At 36.6% G+C, this 19,003-nt stretch carries 16 protein-coding genes and 2 pseudogenes; 6 read left to right on the top strand and 12 right to left on the bottom strand.

The window, feature by feature from the left end:
* Positions 1-207 precede the first annotated feature (207 nt).
* Both F938_RS03270 and F938_RS03265 read right to left on the bottom strand, forming a co-directional pair.
* The gene (locus F938_RS03270; protein WP_005029384.1) at positions 208-687 is read right to left on the bottom strand and encodes a GNAT family N-acetyltransferase; all 480 of its coding nucleotides are present in this window, start codon (positions 685-687) and stop codon (positions 208-210) included.
* A 93-nt stretch (positions 688-780) separates the two neighbouring features.
* On the bottom strand, positions 781-1,365 hold the full coding sequence (locus F938_RS03265) for a cold shock domain-containing protein (RefSeq protein WP_010591448.1): 585 nt from the start codon (positions 1,363-1,365) through the stop codon (positions 781-783).
* A 531-nt stretch (positions 1,366-1,896) separates the two neighbouring features.
* On the opposite strand from F938_RS03265, the gene F938_RS03260 reads away from it, so the two are divergent.
* Positions 1,897-2,532: a LysE family translocator gene (locus F938_RS03260; protein ID WP_005029380.1), complete on the top strand. Its 636-nt coding sequence runs from the start codon at positions 1,897-1,899 to the stop codon at positions 2,530-2,532.
* 80 nt (positions 2,533-2,612) lie between these two features.
* On the opposite strand, the pseudogene F938_RS23640 reads toward F938_RS03260, so the two are convergent.
* Positions 2,613-2,761 (bottom strand): annotated as a pseudogene (locus tag F938_RS23640) (IS5/IS1182 family transposase); the annotation flags it as partial.
* Between F938_RS23640 and F938_RS24070 the strand changes: the two are divergent.
* Positions 2,756-2,983: pseudogene (locus F938_RS24070) on the top strand (TonB-dependent siderophore receptor); the annotation flags it as partial. The pseudogenes F938_RS23640 and F938_RS24070 overlap by 6 nt on opposite strands.
* 46 nt (positions 2,984-3,029) lie before the next feature.
* Here F938_RS24070 and dapC read toward each other — a convergent pair.
* The 6 genes from dapC to F938_RS03230 form a co-directional block, all read right to left on the bottom strand.
* A complete protein-coding gene (dapC, locus tag F938_RS03255) occupies positions 3,030-4,199 on the bottom strand; it encodes a succinyldiaminopimelate transaminase (protein ID WP_005029377.1) in 1,170 nt (389 codons plus the stop codon).
* 28 nt (positions 4,200-4,227) lie between these two features.
* Positions 4,228-6,894, bottom strand: a complete 2,667-nt coding sequence (gene glnD, locus F938_RS03250; protein WP_004831069.1) for a [protein-PII] uridylyltransferase — start codon at positions 6,892-6,894, stop codon at positions 4,228-4,230.
* Positions 6,895-6,920: 26 nt separating this feature from the next.
* Positions 6,921-8,129: a formate-dependent phosphoribosylglycinamide formyltransferase gene (purT, locus tag F938_RS03245; RefSeq protein ID WP_005029375.1), complete on the bottom strand. Its 1,209-nt coding sequence runs from the start codon at positions 8,127-8,129 to the stop codon at positions 6,921-6,923.
* Between the two features lie 511 nt (positions 8,130-8,640).
* A complete protein-coding gene (locus tag F938_RS03240) occupies positions 8,641-9,156 on the bottom strand; it encodes a metal-dependent hydrolase (protein ID WP_005029373.1) in 516 nt (171 codons plus the stop codon).
* 514 nt (positions 9,157-9,670) lie between these two features.
* A complete protein-coding gene (gene ygaH / locus F938_RS03235; protein WP_004831065.1) occupies positions 9,671-10,006 on the bottom strand; it encodes an L-valine transporter subunit YgaH in 336 nt (111 codons plus the stop codon).
* 1 nt (position 10,007) lies between these two features.
* Complete coding sequence (locus F938_RS03230; protein WP_005029370.1) at positions 10,008-10,745, bottom strand: AzlC family ABC transporter permease; 738 nt, start codon at positions 10,743-10,745, stop codon at positions 10,008-10,010.
* 103 nt (positions 10,746-10,848) lie between these two features.
* Here F938_RS03230 and F938_RS03225 point away from each other — a divergent pair, with 103 nt between their 5' ends.
* Positions 10,849-11,331: a hypothetical protein gene (locus tag F938_RS03225; RefSeq protein WP_005029367.1), complete on the top strand. Its 483-nt coding sequence runs from the start codon at positions 10,849-10,851 to the stop codon at positions 11,329-11,331.
* Positions 11,332-11,398: 67 nt separating this feature from the next.
* Here F938_RS03225 and F938_RS03220 read toward each other — a convergent pair whose 3' ends face one another.
* Positions 11,399-11,797, bottom strand: a complete 399-nt coding sequence (locus F938_RS03220; RefSeq protein WP_005029365.1) for a hypothetical protein — start codon at positions 11,795-11,797, stop codon at positions 11,399-11,401.
* A 163-nt stretch (positions 11,798-11,960) separates the two neighbouring features.
* Complete coding sequence (locus F938_RS03215) at positions 11,961-12,668, bottom strand: Crp/Fnr family transcriptional regulator (RefSeq protein WP_005029363.1); 708 nt, start codon at positions 12,666-12,668, stop codon at positions 11,961-11,963.
* Positions 12,669-12,995: 327 nt separating this feature from the next.
* Between F938_RS03215 and F938_RS03210 the strand changes: the two genes are divergently transcribed.
* Positions 12,996-13,538: an Mpo1 family 2-hydroxy fatty acid dioxygenase gene (locus F938_RS03210; RefSeq protein ID WP_005029361.1), complete on the top strand. Its 543-nt coding sequence runs from the start codon at positions 12,996-12,998 to the stop codon at positions 13,536-13,538.
* A gap of 198 nt (positions 13,539-13,736) precedes the next feature.
* Here the strand turns inward: F938_RS03210 and F938_RS03205 are convergent, their stop codons facing one another.
* Positions 13,737-14,348 (bottom strand): superoxide dismutase, encoded by a 612-nt coding sequence (locus tag F938_RS03205; RefSeq protein WP_005029359.1) that lies wholly within the window; start codon positions 14,346-14,348, stop codon positions 13,737-13,739.
* 279 nt (positions 14,349-14,627) lie between these two features.
* Between F938_RS03205 and F938_RS03200 the strand changes: the two genes are divergently transcribed.
* Positions 14,628-15,866, top strand: coding sequence for a hypothetical protein (locus F938_RS03200; RefSeq protein WP_005029357.1), 1,239 nt, complete (start codon positions 14,628-14,630; stop codon positions 15,864-15,866).
* 317 nt (positions 15,867-16,183) lie between these two features.
* Positions 16,184-18,913, top strand: a complete 2,730-nt coding sequence (locus F938_RS03195) for a type VI secretion system Vgr family protein (protein WP_005029354.1) — start codon at positions 16,184-16,186, stop codon at positions 18,911-18,913.
* Positions 18,914-19,003 lie beyond the last annotated feature (90 nt).

Raw genomic sequence — 19,003 nt, 5'->3', positions numbered from 1 at the left:
TATTTAAAGTTTTATAAAAGTGTGTGAAGTTGCATTTTGATGTGTTGAAATTATTTCTATGTTTTTAATATGAAAATAGGATGTGTTGACACTTTGAGATTAAAAATAGTGAAGCAGTAAAATTAAATTACCCATGAAAGTAGCACTTTGAATGATACGAAGAATAAGGCTCTTAGATGAGTGCTAATTTATGTAAGATCCATTACATTAAAGGGTGACTGATTTATGTAGTCTGTATCTTATAAAACGTTTACCACTTATGATAATTTCTCTATCAATCACAAAGCCTAGTAAAAAAATTCCTTTCAACTTTGTCCTTGTTGGAGGTAATAGAATTGTGATTGACTCAAAACCCATTTCAGTAAAAGCTCGTTTAATAATTTCATTTAAAATTTGTTTACCTAATCCCCAATACTGAGGATGTAGTACTAAAGCTAAGTCTGCATCGCCGTCTTCATACTGCATACCGCCCCAACCAGCAAATTTTCCATCTACAATAAAAGCCCAAGGACCATAACCATATTCAATCCATTGCTGTTCTTTTTCTTTAACCCAAGCAATACATTTTTCTTCATCAAAAATAACCCCATTTGCTAAAGGCATCTGTTTGAGTACACGTTCATTTGTATTCAGCTCAATAATATCTTGGTTGCTAATATTTTTTAAACGATCAAACTTAATATTCAATTTATTTTCCTTTATTGAGAGTGTGGGGTATATACATGAAAGCCCTTTAGAGAGCTTTTAAAACCAAACTATAATTAAATTTATGGAGAAGTATCAGAATTGACTTTCGCATGGCACCCCATCTCCATCACCGTCCATTTTTGTTCCTGGGCAATTATTTATAAAAAATACTGCTTCGTCATATGATTTCATCTCACTACAGTAAACACGTCCATCACAACGATATTGTGGAACTGAATTAGTTGCGGTAGATGAAATTTTTTCAACAGGAACAACAGCTTGTCTTTTTAAAGATTCTCTTTTATATATTCCTGATAAAAATGGAATTAAGACAGCTAGAAATACCAAGAATATAAATACACCAATAAAAATTTCAAGTAAATTGAGGCTCTTTTCCTGTGGTTTTCTCTTCTTATATTGCGACCGAATTTGGCGCTTACTATAACTTGGACTTTGTTTATCTTCGATCTTAAAATCTAAACGAATAATATTTTCAGCTTTTATTCTTCCGTTTTCACTCACAATTCGAAATTTTAATTTTTCTCCGATTCTTGGAGGGAATTGCTTATAAGGAAAATCACTGATATGAAAAAATAAATCTTTCTCATGATCTTCAAGTTGGATGAAGCCATAACCTTTATTTTCATTGTAGACCTTAATTTGTCCCTCTTTAAACATATGATTCTGCAACATTGATTTTTAGGTAAATATGGTGAGCAAAGATATCATTTTTAAATGAAAAATTGAATGTCTGAGTTTATAATTGAAATAAAATAAGCCTCATATAAACTTTTAAATTCAACTATATCGAAAGTTTAATTAAGATAAGTACTGTTTTAATCAACACTTTTATAAAACTTAATTAACCCTTTGATTTAAATGAAGAGTACCTAATTAGAGGAGCACTTTATATGTAAAGAGATTTTTTACTTAGTAATGTAAGAAAATCAAACTATCTTACAGTGGCGTTTACTGCTTGATTTTATAAAAGCCAAGAAATATTATATCTGGCGAGATGCTTAAGCTAACTATTTTAATGAATTCTAAAATCTAAATTTTGTAAAACACTCATTATTTTCAATAGCTCAGCTTTTAGTATAAAGTTCGTTTTTTGAAGGGTGATATAAAAGATTTTATGTTAAATATGGTATTTCCTATCTCTATTAAAAATTTGAATTTAGAGATTGGGCTGAGGTTTGGTAATTTAAAATGACGTGGACAACTTTATTAGTTTTTATTCCAGCATGTTTTGCTTTAAATATGATCCCAGGCTCTAACAATATGTTATCAGTTCATAATGCTGTTCATTATGGGTTTAGCTCTTCCTTCGTCGGAGGAATCGGTCGTTTATTTGCATTCGTGATAATGATATTTTTAGCATCTGCAGGCTTGGCGACAATTATTACAACATCAAAGTTCTTATTTCTTATTATTAAAGTATTAGGTGCATTGTACTTAATATATTTAGCTATCCAATTGTGGCGTATTGAACCTGAAGAACAGGTTATACATGGTGAAAAATCTTTAGTGAAAAAGCCTAGTAAGCTTTCACTTATGCGACATGAGTTTATTGTTGCTGGTGGTAATCCAAAGGCAATTTTAATTTTTACAGCTTTTTTACCTCAATTTGTATCTTCTACTGCGCCTGTTGGTGAACAGTTTTTAATACTTGGAGTTGTTTTTATTATTTTAGAAATAGTAGCGATAAGTATTTATGCATTTTTAGGATTAAATCTCCAAAAGTTACTTTCAACCAGAACTGCAAAAAAAATGTTTAATAGAATTTGTAGTGGGATGCTTGGAATAGCAGGATTTGCACTTTTATTGAGTAAAAAAAATGCATAGCCGTCAAATCTTTTTTTTAATAATATTCAATTAATAAGCTAAATGTAGCTTAGGATCTGTTGATATTTAGTATTGATAACTTAACCTACAAGAGCCATCAAGATACAGGCGAATACAACAGAAATTTCATAGTTCCATTTAAACTTCTCATATCGAGTGGCTATTCCTCTATATTGCTTTAATCTACAAACATATTTTCTACAAAGTGCTTGATTTTATATAAATACCAGTAGGTGATTGGACAACGCTTGATCTTGGTGCAACATATAAAACAAAACTGGGTCAAACTCCGACTACGTTTAACTTCCGTGTGAATAATGTGTTTGATAAAAATGATTGGTCATCTGTTGGCTTATATGACAACATCAACAGTACGTCAAATACCAACAATGGATATTTGGTTGCAGGGCAACCTCGAACATTCATGCTAAGTGCTGTTTTTGATTTTTAATAACAATCATAAAAATGCCCCATGATTGGGGCATTTTTATTGTGGTTTACAAAATTGCTTTTAGACGTTGTATCACTTGTTCACATTGTGCAATATCTGCAACCAGTGCCATACGGACATGACCTTCACCCGGATTACCTTGTGCAGTATCACGCGAGAGGTAGCGACCAGGTAAAACTTTAATATTGGCTTTTTCCATGAGCATCTTGGCAAAGTTTTCATCATGATCGACTTTTAACCAGTAATAAAAACCAGCGTCTGGTTTTTGTAAAGGTAAAAGATGACCTAATTCATTTTGGAACAACTCAAATTTTGCCCGATATAACTGACGGTTTTCTTCAACATGTGACTCATCGTTCCAAGCAACAATCGAAGCCAATTGATGTTGAACAGGCATTGCAGCGCCGTGATAAGTACGGAATTTTAAATAAGGTTTGAGTAATGCCGCATCGCCAGCCACAAAGCCTGAACGCATACCCGGTAAATTAGAACGCTTAGATAGCGAATGGAATACAATGCAGTTTTTATAATCATCGCGTCCTAACTCAGCACAAACTTCCAGTAAGCCAGTAGGTGCTTCATCAAACCACAACTCTGAATAACATTCATCAGAGGCAATCACAAAACCATATTGATCAGAAAGCGCAATCAGCTTTTTAAATTGGTCTTTTGAAAGGACTGCACCAGTGGGATTGCCAGGAGTGCAAACAAACAAGAGTGCGGTTTTTTCCCAAACTTCTGCAGGGACAGCATCAAAATCACCGAGATAACCATTTTCTTCGGTACAGTTGATAAAGTAGGGCTGAGCACCTGCTAAAAGTGTTGCACCTTCATAAATTTGATAAAACGGATTCGGCATCACCACATAAGGTGCATCATCACGATTAATCAATGCTTGGACAAAGGAAAAAATCCCTTCACGGGTGCCTGTTACAGGAATTACATGATCTTCAGCACTGATACTGTTGAGATGAAAGCGACGACTCAACCATTGTGCAATACTTTCACGTAGTTCAACTAAACCTTTACTATTGGGATAAGTTGAAAGATGCTGAAAATTATCAATGATCGCTTGCTTCACAAACTCAGGTGCAGGATGCTTCGGCTCACCAATAGAAAGTGGAATCAAAGGTAAATCTGCGGGTTTTACATCCTGAAAAAGTTGCGCTAACTTTTCAAATGGATAGGGATGTAATAAAGACAAACTAGCGTTCATGAAACAATTACCACAATAGAATTAAAGATTAATGTTGCCCACAGATTTGATTTGATGCTTCATCCAGTGCCGCTTTTAATTTTGCGGTAAAGACTTCTGCTTCTGTTTCTGTAAGAGGAGTGCCATCTTTTTTAGTGACGAAGAAAATATCTTCTGCTTTTTCGCCAAGTGTAGCAATTCGAGCTGAATGGATATCTAAACCTTGCATCATAAATAAACCACCAACACGTGCAAGTAAACCGGGTTGGTCGAGAGTTGAAATTTCAACCATGTTTTGCTGTAACGCTTCATTGAGTGTTACATCGACTGTATTTTCAATATCAAAATGACGAAGTTGGCGTGGAATGCGACGCTGCATTAGACCGGGGTATTTATCTGATTCAGATAAGGCTTTAATTAAAGCCTGTTTGACCGTGTTTTCACGTTCTGGATCAGTTAATAAAGTACCAAAACGATCTAGAACCACATATGTATCTAAACTAAACGCTTTGGTTGCAGTGATAATACGCGCATCTTGAACGTCAAGATTCATACGATCTAAAATAGCAACAGTGGTTGCAAACAAGTTAGGTTGATCTTGAGTGTAAATAAAGATCTGAACAGCATCCTGTGCTGCTTTTCGATGCGCACGCATGAGCACTAATGGTGCAGGGTTGTCGCCGTGTTGCAAAATGGCGCGGGTATGCCATGCAATTTCATCTGCTGATTCTTTGAGAAAGTACTCGTCTCCCAACTCTTGCCAAACTTTTTCCACTTGATCGAGTGGGAATTCATCCACCAATACTTCACTTGCTGAAAATTTAGTATCCTCAATCAGCATTTGGTAGTCCACTGGACGACCTAAGCCTGAACGAATCACATCACGTGCATGTGTATACAGTTGACGCATTAAAGAAGAGCGCCAAGTGTTCCAAAGTTTTGGATTGGTTGCATTGATATCGGCAACAGTCAGTGTGTAAAGATAATCTAAATGCTCCATATCCCCGAGTTTTTCGGCAAATTCTTTAACTACATCGGGGTCAGAAATATCTTTTTTCTGTGCAGTCATCGACATCAATAAATGATTTTGGATCAGCCAAGCCACCAAATTACATTCACGCTCAGTAAATCCATGTGCCAAACAGAATTCAATCGCATCTTCAGCACCCAGTTCACTGTGGTCACCGCCACGTCCTTTGGCAATATCATGGAATATTGCAGCAAGGAAAACGATATCACGGCGGACTAAACGCTGAAAAACTGAACTTACAACAGGGTAATCTTTGGCAAACTCTGGCTCTTTAAAGCGATTTAAATTACGGATTAACAGTAACGTATGTGCATCGACGGTATAGATATGGAATAAATCATATTGCATTAGCCCCATAATTTGCCCAAATGCAGGAATATAATTGCCCAATACTCCATAACGTTTCATTGCCACCATCGTTTCATATAAACGATAGGGTGAGCGAATAATTGCCATGAACAAAGCTTGATGATTTGGATTATCTCTGAAAGCTTGATCAATTCGTTTTGCGGCTAAAGTCAATAGACGTAAAGTACGTGCACGAATGCCTTCAATTTCAGGACGATTTGCCAAGATATAGAAAATTTCTAAAATAGCACTTGGATTTTCTGAGAATGTTTTATGTTGTTGGACCGCAAGTTTGCCATCCACCAGCTTGAAGTGTTCGTTAATATTTTCAATTTTACGCTCATAGTCTGGTAAGCGTGGTGTAATTACTGACTCATTGAAATATGCCAATAACATTTCATTTAACGTGGAAACCTGTTGAGCTGTCCGATAGTAACGTTTCATGAACTGTTCAATCGGATAGTTTGGATGATGGGCATCCTCTCGTGTATAGCCAAATTTAGCCGCAATATCACGCTGATAATCAAACAATAAACGGTTTTCATCACGCTTGGTTAAACGGTGCAAGTGGTGGCGAATTTCCCATAGAAAATTTTCAGCCTCTTCAAGTACGCCTAACTCAAATTCAGAAATAAAACCTAAATGAACCAAATCGTAAATACGATTTACACGAAAATGACGTTTTGCAATCCACCCAATTTGATTGATGTCTCGAATACCACCCGGCGCATTTTTGATATCGGGTTCTAAGTTACTTTCTGTGTTGTTGTGCTGTGCATAGCGGTGCGCTTGTTCAGCCATTTTTGCATCAAAGAACGTTTTGTCAGTCCAAGTCTGAGAAACAACTCGACGTGGCCATCTCGCTAAATGCTGATTACCAATAATTAAGCGCGCTTCAATAAGAGAAGTGGCTACAGTCAGATCAGTCGTGGCTTGTTCAAAGCAACTGCGGATGGTACGTACACTGATACCTGGTTTGAAATTGCCCACATCCCATAATGTTGAAATAAACTGTGTCACGATCTGCTCTTGTTCAGGGGAAAGGTCTTCCTCCGACAAAATCATGATGTCTACATCAGAGTAGGGCAACATCTCACGTCGACCATAGCCACCTACAGCAAACAAACCTAAATCTGTTTGATCTAAACCCGAATGTTTCCATAAAAACATCAGGGCTTCATCTACGACATTTGAACGAGCACGAACGATTTCACGTATGGTTGTTCCATGATCATAAGCCTCATTTAACTGTTGTTCGACATCACTACGCCATTGATTGATTGCTTTAATGTCGTTGTTGTCGCTTACATATTCCAACAGAGGAGAGGTGTTGATCATGGATATTTTGTCCGCAAATTTATAGGCTATTTGTTTAAATGAACAGTCACTTTTGATGCTGCTTCTTGTGCAAGTTCACGTGCTTGGTCTGTCGTTTCGGCACGGGCAGTTGCAACGCCCATACGACGACGTTTAAATCCTTCAGGTTTACCAAAAAGGCGTAGATCTGTAGCAGGGTTTTGCAAAGCAAGATTTAAGCCAGAGAATGAAAGATTATTCGCATCGGTACCCGCATAGATGACAGCACTTGCGGCAACACTATGGCGTTCGGTATTGACAGGCAAACCTAAAATAGCACGAGCATGCAATTCAAATTCACTTTGGAATTGAGATGCAAGTGTAACTAAACCAGTATCGTGTGGGCGAGGTGACACCTCACTAAACCATACTTTATCGCCTTTTACAAACAGTTCTACCCCAAAAATACCACAACCACCTAAGGCTACAGTGACTTTATTGGCAATACGTTTTGCTTCATTTAAAGCGGCTTCAGTCATGATTTGAGGTTGCCAGCTTTCTACATAATCTCCTGCATCTTGATGATGCCCAATCGGGTCGCAAAAGGAGGTCTCAATTTCGCCCGTTTCAGGGTTTTTCGCACGTACAGTAAGTAAAGTAATTTCAAAATCAAAGTCAATTTGAGATTCGACAATGACCGTACCTTGGTTTACACGACCACCTGTTTGTGCATATTCCCAAGCAGCATCGACTTCAGCATATTCTTTTACTCGAGATTGTCCTTTACCAGAGGAAGACATCACTGGTTTTACAAAGTTCGGATAACCAATATCATCACAAGCAGAACGGAAACTTTCTAAAGTATTTGCAAAACGATAAGCAGAAGTAGGTAAGCCTAATTCTTCCGCAGCCAAACGTCGAATTCCTTCACGATTCATGGTCAGATTTACTGCTTGAGCAGAAGGAATGACAGTGGCAATATTTTGTTGTTCAATTTCCACCAAGACTTGTGTGGCAATCGCTTCAATTTCTGGAACAATCAGATGAGGCTTAACTCTTTCGATTAAAGCTTTAAGTTCATTTGCATCTGCCATATTTAAGGCATAAGAAAAATGAGCAACTTGCATGGCAGGTGCATTTTCGTAGCGGTCTGCCGCATGGACTTCTACACCAAGTCGTTGTAATGAAATCACCACTTCTTTACCCAGTTCACCTGAGCCCAACAATAAAACTTTATACGCAGATGATTGAAGTGGGGTACCAATAGTCACGCTCATGCGATTCTTCCATGCTTGTCTTATGGATTGTTAGCATAGCAGAAGTCAGGCATCTGTTCAGGGTTGATTCACATAAAATAATGATATTGTCTAACAGCTTTTTTTATATAACTGATGTTACGCACTTGATTTAAATTAAGTAGGTGAAAAAGAAAAAGCTAAATTTACACGACGGAGTCTTACATCCAAAGTTTAAATTTATGGAATAGCCTTCGGTTCGAGGTACTTTTGTTTTGGCATGAGGAGCGAAGCTCCGCAAGGGCAATCATCTTGCGCAGCGGTATCGCTGCTCACCGCAGAACTCGTTCACTATCGTCAAAATATTCAAAGTTTCGCAGAAACTTTACTTATTAGAAGGAGTTCTGCCTCAAGCAATTGCGGATGACGTTTTCGTGTATCCACATTCTTCTAGCTCCAAATTTTAATTTTAGAGTTACTGCGTAACATCAGTTATATAAGTTAAGCCACTACTTTTTTAAGTGTTCCAATGCTTTGCATAAAAAATAAATGGCTAAATTGATTTTTTTAATTTTTTCCTGTTTTGAATAAAAAGTATCAATGCAATGATACAAATGAGAATTTCAACAAAAAAAGACCAATGAAAAATAAAGTTGAGCCACCACGGTTGATAACGTGCGCTTACTTCAAAGAAGACGTAGGGCTGGTCAATAAAAGGGGCAAATAGCCAAACATCACCGACAAAAGTATCTAAGAAAATATGTAATAGTGCGGCAGATGCAAAAAGGCTGAACATCCATGCGATTTTAGAGTTGTATTTTGTTTTCACTAAATAAATTAAAGCAATAACAAAAATTGGAATCCAAAAAGAAAACCAATGTAAAAAATATTTGTGGTGATGCACAGAACGGTGGTCAAACAAATAAAAATAAAATAGATCTATATCTGGGAAGATAGCGCCAAGCATAATGATGCTAAAGAATGCTTTGTGGCTGATTTTAGTTTGTTTGAATTTTTGATGAAGAAGTCGGGCAAGAATATAACCCGAAGGTAAGTGTGCAATGAACATAATAGAAATCTTGCGAAATAAGCTTTAGGATGATTTTTTAAATGTGGTTAAGTTTTATCAATCATGAAACATTTACCATAACATAGAAATGATATGTAAAAAGATCAAGTTTGTAATGCCACGCTTAACATCTTAAGTTTAAATTATTTGTTTTACTTAGGCGATGCTTCACTTTGCTCACCTCATTTTTTAACCGTATTCTTGCACTGCAAACAAAGTAGTGCCCTGTTTTTTTTCATATCCTCCATTCGACAATCGCAACATCCATCTCGTGTTACCGTAGAAAGACCACATTTATATTTTATCAATATTTAAAAGTATTGAATGCTCATTTTTTGACTACAGCAGGAAGCCTAATGTGTTTTTATAATGTGCTTTAAACAATGTGATGAAAATTAAGAATGCACAAATTGTTGGTCAAAAAGATTCTTTATTTTAAAAACACCTTACCATTCAATGAAATGATTTCATAATCTAAACGGTGATTTTTAAAGAAGGTTTAGCATGATGAATGTTAAACATAGGTATAGACCAAACCATAGGCGAGTGCTGCAATAAGCGTCGCTAAAACGATTCGTTTAAATTTAAAGTACAACCCTGTCAGTACCACAAAACCGACGAACATCGCAAAACTCTTATTGGGTGTTTCAATTAACGGGGGAAGAGTTGCAACAATCAACATTGAGCTGATCGCTGCAATACCAATACTGCCCAATGCTATTTTTAGCCATGTTGAGCCACGTGACTGTTGATGTTGCTGGCTTTTTTGCAATAAATAAAAGGGACCAAAGCGAGAGGCAAAGTTTGCAATACCTACCAAAATACCGACCAGAATAATATGTAAGTCCATGTTAAATACTCACTTCATCTTTTTGTTTTAAAATGTAATATTTAAATAATCCCGCCAAAATACCTGATGCAATACCGATGAAAATTGCTGCTGACATATTGATAAAATAACACGCCATAGCCGAAACGACTAAAGAGACAATAACCACAAAAGTATGCTTTCTTTCAAAAGCGGCTAATAAAAAGCTCAAGAACAAAGCAGGAAGTAGGAAGTCTAATGCCGCTTGTAAGAACTGAGGCAAATGCGTGACTTGATCAGCAAATAATCCACCTAAAAATGAACCAAGTGCCCATGACATCCAGCTAAATAGGCTGAGTCCTAACATCCATGATTCTGACCACTCTTGACGACGTTGCGACAGTTTGATCATGCCTGCGGCAAATACTTCATCCGTTAGTCCCCAAGCCCAAACTGCGGTCTTTTTTAAGTTTAAACGATCTTGAATGAGGTTTTGTAAGGCTGGACCATAAAGCACATGACGAATATCTAAGGCAATTACGGTGAGTGCGGTCATCCATATGGATGTGCCACTCCCTAATAATGCCACCACCAGAAACTGACTTGCACCAGCATACATGGAGCATGACAAAAAGAGTGCTTCCCACGCACTAAACCCGAATTGAGTTGCCGATACGCCAAAGGCAAAAGAAACAGGAAGGTAGGTAAAAATAATGGCTTGGCTATCTTTCGCGCCTTGCCAAAAGCCAGCGATTTGGACTGGAAGATTGTGCTCGGACACAGGACACCTAAAAACCAGAGTAAAACAAAAGGTAAAATCAAGATTGAGTATTCTACCTGAATTTACTAGCATAGGAGTGAAATGTTTATTTAGGCGTGACTTTATGTTCGCAAATCAGTCGAAATTATTATTGAGTATGACCTTGATTTTAGGTGTTTTAGGTTTACAAGCATGTGGTAATTCATCTTCTGAACCTCAGCAAAAGGTCGAAATCAAAGCTGCGCCAAAACTTACCAATGACGCAACCACATATGCTCATGCAGCTTGGACGTTAATTAACCAAGTTGAACCTTATGTTTATCGAAAACAATTAAATCTAATAGAAGACAATGTGCGAAAACCGATTCGTAAGTTGAGTACGGATTGGCGAATTAATGTCAAAATGACTGACTCTGTGACTGAAGGAAAATATGCTTTATGTCGTAAAGCCATGACCAGCTTAGACAATTGGGCGCGTTCGACGCTTGAGAAAGATGGTGAAATGCAGAAAAATCAGGCGCAATATGAGCGTGATAAAGCACAGTGTAAAGATGCAATTGATAACCCTAGTTTAGGAAATACCAAGGCGAATAATAATATTTTCTAATCAAGTATGTAAAAATGGCGCAGATGAAGCGCCATTTTTATGGTTTAACTTGATTGTGTTGCGACAATCAAGGTTTTAAAGGATTGGTTGACGCTGTTTTAACCGCTTTGTCTTTAGTCGTTGCCGCTTTTGCAGCTGTATCAGCTTTTGCCTTTGTTGCTGCATCAGTCTTCACTTTTGTAGCAGTTTCTGCTTTTGCCTTGGTTGCAGCAGTTTCTGTTTTTACCGCAGCTTTGGCATCTTTTGGTTTTGCTTCAACTGCTTTGGTGGTATCTGCTTTTGCTTTCGTTGCAGTAGTCGATGCTTTAGATGCTGTTTGCGCTGCAGGGTTGGCAGCTACACATTTTCCGCCTTTATGATTCGGACCAGTTCCACCGACTAATGTTGTACCTTTAGGGCATGCAAAAGCAGAAGCGCTAAGCACTGTGAATAGACCCGCCGTGAGAAGAGTTGTGATTTTTTTCATTTATTTCAACTTTTATTGAGATGGCATTAGCGCCTGAATAAAATATAAATCTATTTTTTCATAAGTAGAATACACAAATTGTATATTTTATTTATAAAATGATTATATATTCCAGTTATTTAAGCTTGTTTTAATCTTTACTGAAAAATACCACGCAGTTATTTTAATGTGAAGATTCATTGATTGAATGGGCAATAGCGTGTAACTGATTGATATCTAAAATTTCTATTTTTTTAAAAGCAATTTTTAGAATACCTTGTTGTTCCAGTAAGTGTAATTCTTGATTGATGGTTTGTCTGGAACATTTCAACATGAGTGCCAATTGATCTTGGGACAAATGAATCGTGTTCTTTTCAATGTATGCATGGTTTCCATAACCATTCAAAATAAACATTAAGCGTTGCGCCAAACGCTGTTGTATATGTTGTGTTTGAATCGAAATCAGTTCTAAGAAAGCAAAACGAAGTTTTTGACTGGTGAGTTGCGCGATATGGAACCAGTATTGGGGATGTTGAGCTAGAAAGTCATTCATAATCAAGTTAGGGATATGCAAAATCACACATTTACCAACAGCAATTGCATCATGTGAACGTGGCTGCTGGTCTACTAAAGATATTTCTCCAAACCACATGATTGGTTCTACGATTGCAGCAACAGATTCATTGCCTTCAATATCGATATAACCTAAGCGCACCCGACCATCTAAAACAGCATAAATGCCATTAAACGTATCTCCAGATCTAAAAATTGCCTGATCTCGCTCAAATGTTTGATAATTTGAATGTTGTTGGATAAATTGCTGGAATGGTGCAGGTAATTGAGCGTACCAGATATTTTTATTTAATAATTCAAGATCTGTTAAGTTCAGCACAAAAGTTCCTTTTTTTATTTTGCTACGCGTTTATATGATATTTCAGTTGTATCACACCATATTGGACCAATCATCACAGTTTTAGTGATCAAGTCAGTCATATCGTGCATCATGGTCTGCTATGACTCAATAACATGATTTTGCATATATCAGCATCGTAAAAATTCCAATCCATTTGCTCTGTTCTATATGGAGATATTAAATCGCAACGCTTACGCATCGTTGTTTTGCCATCATACTAAAAACTATTCATTTGTCAGCTAGCCGACAACTTTTATTTGCAAGATTTTATATAGTGGATAAAAGTAATAAACAAGGACGCTGAAAATGACTCGATTAGAACAATTGCTTAGCCAATACGCAGCCTATCATTTGGATCAAAAAAATGTGTTAACTCATTTTATTGGTATTCCAATGATCGTATTTTCCATCATGTGTTTAACTGCAAGAGCAGGCGTGATGTTATCTGGTTTTGAAATCACATTGGCTTTAGTGCTGTTGATCTTAAGTGTGATCTATTATTTAAGGCTAGATAAGTCATTGGGCTTTTTGATGTTACTGATTTACGCGATTGCCTATCCATTTGCCTATAAAATTGCTCAATTGAATATGAGTACATGGCTTGCGATTAGTATTGGTTGCTTTGTGGTGGGATGGGTGTTCCAGTTCATTGGGCATTTTTATGAAAAGAAAAAACCAGCTTTTGTGGATGATCTTGTAGGTTTAGCGATTGGTCCATTATTTGTACTTGCTGAATTTGTGTTTTTGCTTGGTTTTCGTAAAGACCTGCAAACCAAAATGTTGGCAGAAGCGAGAAAACAACGGAGTGCAATGGATCAAAAATCATTACAGACACTCCATGCAAAATAAACTCAGCATGTGAGTTAAATCAACCCTCTTTGAGTGAGTGATTCACTGAAAGAGGGAAGTAGATAAATTTTTATACAAGATAATCTTTGATCAAGATCACCAAACCAAAAAAAAGTATGGCGCAGCCAATATAGAATTTTATTTTTTTAATTACTGAATTATGAGGCATTGGCATGAGCATTGGATCTATATAATATTTCATTTAATCGCTTCTAAATAACGACGATTCACTTCTTCCCAATTGACGACATTGAAAAATGCTGCAATATATTCAGGACGACGATTCTGGTATTTTAAATAGTAGGCATGCTCCCACACATCAAGCCCTAACACTGGAATATTGCCATTCATCAGCGGAGAGTCTTGGTTCGCACTGCTTTCAACAATCACTTTTTTTTCAGGCGTGACGCTTAACCATGCCCAACCACTACCAAATCGTGTTAACGCTGCTTTGGTAAATGCTTCTTTGAATTTTTCAAAACCACCAATATCTTTTTCAATCGCCTCAGCAATTTCTTTGATCGGTTCACCACCACCTTGTGGGCTCATCACTGTCCAGAATAATGAATGATTGGCATGACCACCTGCATTATTAATGACATTGTTTTTTAACTCAGCAGGAACTTCATTTACTTTTGAAACCAATGCTTCAACAGATAACTTTTCCCATTCTGTGCCTTCGATCGCTGCATTAATATTATTGATATAGGTTTGATGATGCTTGGTATGGTGGATTTCCATTGTTTGAGTATCAATATTGGGTTCAAGTGCATCATAAGCATAAGGCAGTTGTGGAAGAGAGTAAGCCATGAAACAATCCTATTTAGTTAAGCATAATACTAATGTTAATAATTATCATTATTATATAGGATTTAAAAAAGTGCAACCAGCAATACTCGATTATTGCGGGCTTATTTTCAAAATACGAACAAAGCAATAGGCGAAAAATTCAAAAAGTGGAATGGGGAGTTACAATCATGAAAAATGTGAAAGTTGTTACAAGTTTAAAATTTTTTAAATAAAAGGCTTTTATTGTTAAGTAAATATTGATAAAAGAGTAATTAAATCCATATTGTAACGATAGTAGAGATGGCTAAAAAGTATAAACTTTATCCAATAAAAACCATTAAAGATTGGGAAAATGAAGATTGGGATGTCTATGAAGAGCGGAAGTCTCTTTCAGGTATTATGATTTACCGAGGCTGGCCATACTCGTTGACACCTAGAGATGGCATTGGGGGTGTGTTATCACATATTCTAAGCCCTGAAATTGCAGAATTTCTTAAAGTACATTCGATTACGGAGAGTGAACAGCAACTTGGTTTAAATAACGGTATTGTTGCTAAATTCAGAAGAAAGCTTGGTATTCAAAACAAGTTTATATATCGAAATGATCAATGGATCCTTGAGCATAAAGATGAGCTTTTATATGACAGTCATCAAACACTCAAAGAGAAGTATGGTTTAAATCGGAATCAAGTTTACCAACATAAAGAATGGTTGTCAGAGTTAATTGATATACCTAAAAACAAAAAAATGAGAAAAACTTCAGCAGATGATCTGCAAGAACAATGGTTCCAAAAGCATAAAGCGCAAATGACTGAAATGGATATAGAAGAGATAACTTTAAAGTTTAATGTCAGCCATTTTATCGCAACAAAAACCTATAATCGTATTCGTCAAGAACTTGGAGAGTTAACTTTTTCAGCACAATTTCAGCAAAACAAGAAGGATAAATATCAATGGTTGTTAGATCACCAAGACGAATTATTAAATTCGGGCAAAACAGTTGCAGAACTGGCTGAGCAATTTCAAAAGACCAATGGGCAAATTTTAAGAGCGAAAGCCAGACTAAGAGAAATTTTAAAAATACAAAAAGTACAAGATCAAAATCGCGAATGGTTGCTGTCAAATCAAGAGATTTTATTTCATTCAAAACTAAGCAAAGAAGAAACTGCAAAAAGATTAAGCATCGAAACTAGTCAGGTTTATAGAAGAAGAGGAAAGCTGAAAAAACTGCTCAATATCCCACATCATAACGATCTAGTTCAGGCTTGGCGTTTAGAGAATCAAGAGGTATTACTTTCTTTGCATTTGTCGATTTCTGAAATTGCTAAAATACTGAATCGGAAAGAAGGATATATTGTCAGAAATAGAGAGATTCTTCGAAAATGTCTCAATATTTCACTCAAGGATCAAATAAAAGCATGGGTGCTAGAGCACCAAAATGATTTAGAAAATTTAACGGTGGATCAACTTCAAAAAAAATATGGCATTGGGAAACATAGAATTCAAAAGTATCGAAAACTTTTAATTGAACTAAAATAAAATGAGAGACAATTAGGGGCTTAGTCAAATAACGCTAGGGCTTGTACCACAAATGATTTCCAATTTTTGATAGATCGTTTTTATATTCTCTAAAGTGGCTGCAAAGCAGTGAACCCTATGTATTTAATTATGATAATTAAGTACATATGTTTAAAACATAAAATTTTGTTTTTTGTAGTTTTTTTATTATTTAAATCAATAGTTTAAAAGGGTGTGTTTGTGCACCAACAACGATAATCAATAATAACTATCATTATTATTTGAGTGAATTTAAATTTTGTGTTAAGTTTTTCTACATTAAAAATAAGGTCATAATAATGTTGAATAATATTTTTACTATTCTTGATAAAATGGGATATGGGACACAAAAACGCGCAATTAGTGTTCAATTTTCAAACTTGGAACTCAGTGCACAAGTGATGTTACAACGAATTGATGGTTATCACGCCATCAATGAAGGATTGTCAGCAGAACTGATTTGCCTGTCTCTCAATCCATTTATTGAACTTAAACAGTTTATCGGTTGCCAAGTCTCTGTAGATCAAGTCACAGATTCAGGCAAGCTATTTAGAACTACAGGAATGATTACAGGCGCCTCACAAGGTCAGAGTGATGGGGCTTTTACGCTTTATCGCTTGACCCTGCAAGACGCAACAAGCTTATGGCATAAGCGTCATAATAGTCGGGTGTTTTTAGATAAAAGTGTTCCTGAAATTTTTGAAATAATTTTCAATGAATGGAGAGCCAAAAGCGCTTTATTTGCATCCAGTTTAAAACTGGACCTGAGTGGTCTCAGCAAGAGCTATGATGTACGACCATTTTCTATGCAACTTAACGAATCTGATCACACTTATTTGACTCGGATTTTACGTGAGGAATCAATCAATTGGCTGATTGATGAATCTGATTTTATTGCTTTAAACAACAATCAAAGTATTGAACCACAAAAACTTAGATTAATTGATCACAATGATCAGTTTAAGGCACTTGAACGTCGCAACATTCGCTATCATCGATCAAATGCGACTGAAGCTTATGACAGTATCACCAGTTTGATTGCTGAACGCAATTTACAGTCAACAGCAATCCATGTACAACGTTGGCAAGCAGACAGTTTAGCGCAGGAAGATGGCAGTGGTTCTATTCTGAGTGCACATAAACACAGTGCAAATAGAGACAATGAAAGTTTAAGTTTAGAACAAGCGTGGAGTATTTCTCCTGCTTGGATTCGTGATCTTAAAGGTCAAGATCAAGCCACAACATCAGGCAATCATCAACTAGAGAAGTTGAGTACCCAACTAAATCAATACCAAGCTTTGCAAGCCAAATATTTTAAGGCACAGAGTAGTGTACGTGATATACAGGTCGGCTATTGGTTTAAGTTAACAGGTCATCCAGAGCTGGATAGAAATCATAGCGAAAACAATGAGATGTTGATATTAAGCAAGCATTTTTATAATCAGAACAATTTTCCCAAAGACATTCAAGATCAAATTGAAAAACTCCTCACCCTGAGTCACTGGCAAACGACTAAAGACCGTCAACAAGAGCGTCAAGGCAACGAATTAACTTTGGTACGACGGCATATTGCAGTTGTGCCTGAATATCATCCATTAACACATCGTCCAACTACATATGTTCTACGTGCCATTGTGGTGGGGGATGGTGAAGAAATCTATGTCGATGAATGGGGACGAATAAAAATTCGTTTCTTGTTTACCCGAACAGAAGACCATGCCCATGATGGCGGTGCAGGAGCTAATGATAATGACACGGACTCTGCATGGGTGGATGTGCTTACCCCTTGGGCGGGTGAAGGTTATGGCGCAAGATTTCTCCCGCGTGTCGGAGAGATTGTCGCGGTAGATTTCTTTGAGGGAAACCTTGATCGACCATTTATTACTGGACGGATTCATGAAGGACATCGAAATCCAACCCAGTTCGATATCAAAGGCAAACTACCTGACACCAAAAAGCTCAGTGGTATCCGCTCAAAAGAGGTCGCTGGGGAGGGCTTTGGGCAACTCAGGTTTGATGATACGACTACTCAAATAAGCACACAATTACAATCGAGTCATGGCGCGAGTCAACTGAATTTGGGCAATTTAAGTCACCCTAAAGAAACCGCAGAAAGTGAAGGTCGTGGAGAGGGTTTTGAGTTAAGGACAGATCAGTGGGGTGCGATTAGAGCAGCTCAAGGTATATTGCTCACATCTGAATCATCTGATCAAGCACAAGGTGCTCAATTGTCACGCACTAAACTATTGGAAAATATAAAGTATCATGTCGATAGTAATCAATATTTTAAAGAACTTGCAACAGCACATCAAGTCGATGAGCCAGATTTAGCGTCACAACAATCTCTAAATGATAAGCTCGAAACATGGGATGAAAATCAGGATGCTCTGCTAACTTTACACAGTCAATCAGGAATGCTTTTAGACAGTAAAGCCAATATGCATCTTGAATCAAAAGATAATATTGATATCAGTACACCTCGAAATTTGCAATTTTTTACGGGGAAAAGCTGGATTGCCCAAGCCTTAGATAAAATCACGATTTTTGCAAAACATTCAGGTATTAAAATTAAATCAGGCGAAGGTGATATAGATGTCTCTGCGCAAAAAGGCAAAATGACTTTATCTTCAAAACAACAAATGCAAATTTATTCACTCAATGATTTTGTCAGGGTGGAAAGTGGTAAAGGCATATTGATTACTACAGGTGGTGCTTATATCAAAATGCAAGATGGAAATATTGAAATTACCTGCCCGGGATTACTTGAGTTTAAAGCAGGTCAGATTAAGACCAATAGTGGTGCAACACTTTCTATGCAGCTCCCTGCAATGCCTGAATTAAAAGCACAGTATGATGAACATTTTATTTTGCATTATCCTGATGGTGAACCTGCGAAAAATTTAAAATATAAAATTACTACTGAAAATGGTCAAATATTTCAAGGTACTTCAGATGAAAATGGAAAAACAAAAATGTACAACTCGGATTCAATGAAAAATTTAAAAATTGAAATATTTACAGAAGAATGAGATTTCGAATGAAAAAAACCAAGATTTTACTGCTGCTGTCTTTAACGTTACTTGGAACATCTTGTTCAAAATTTCAAGGTGAGGATGAAA

The organism is Acinetobacter bereziniae LMG 1003 = CIP 70.12, from assembly GCF_000368925.1.
Taxonomy (GTDB): domain Bacteria; phylum Pseudomonadota; class Gammaproteobacteria; order Pseudomonadales; family Moraxellaceae; genus Acinetobacter; species Acinetobacter bereziniae.
The sequence above is the reverse complement of the archived record's forward strand: the minus strand, read 5'-3'. Positions and strand labels throughout refer to the sequence as shown.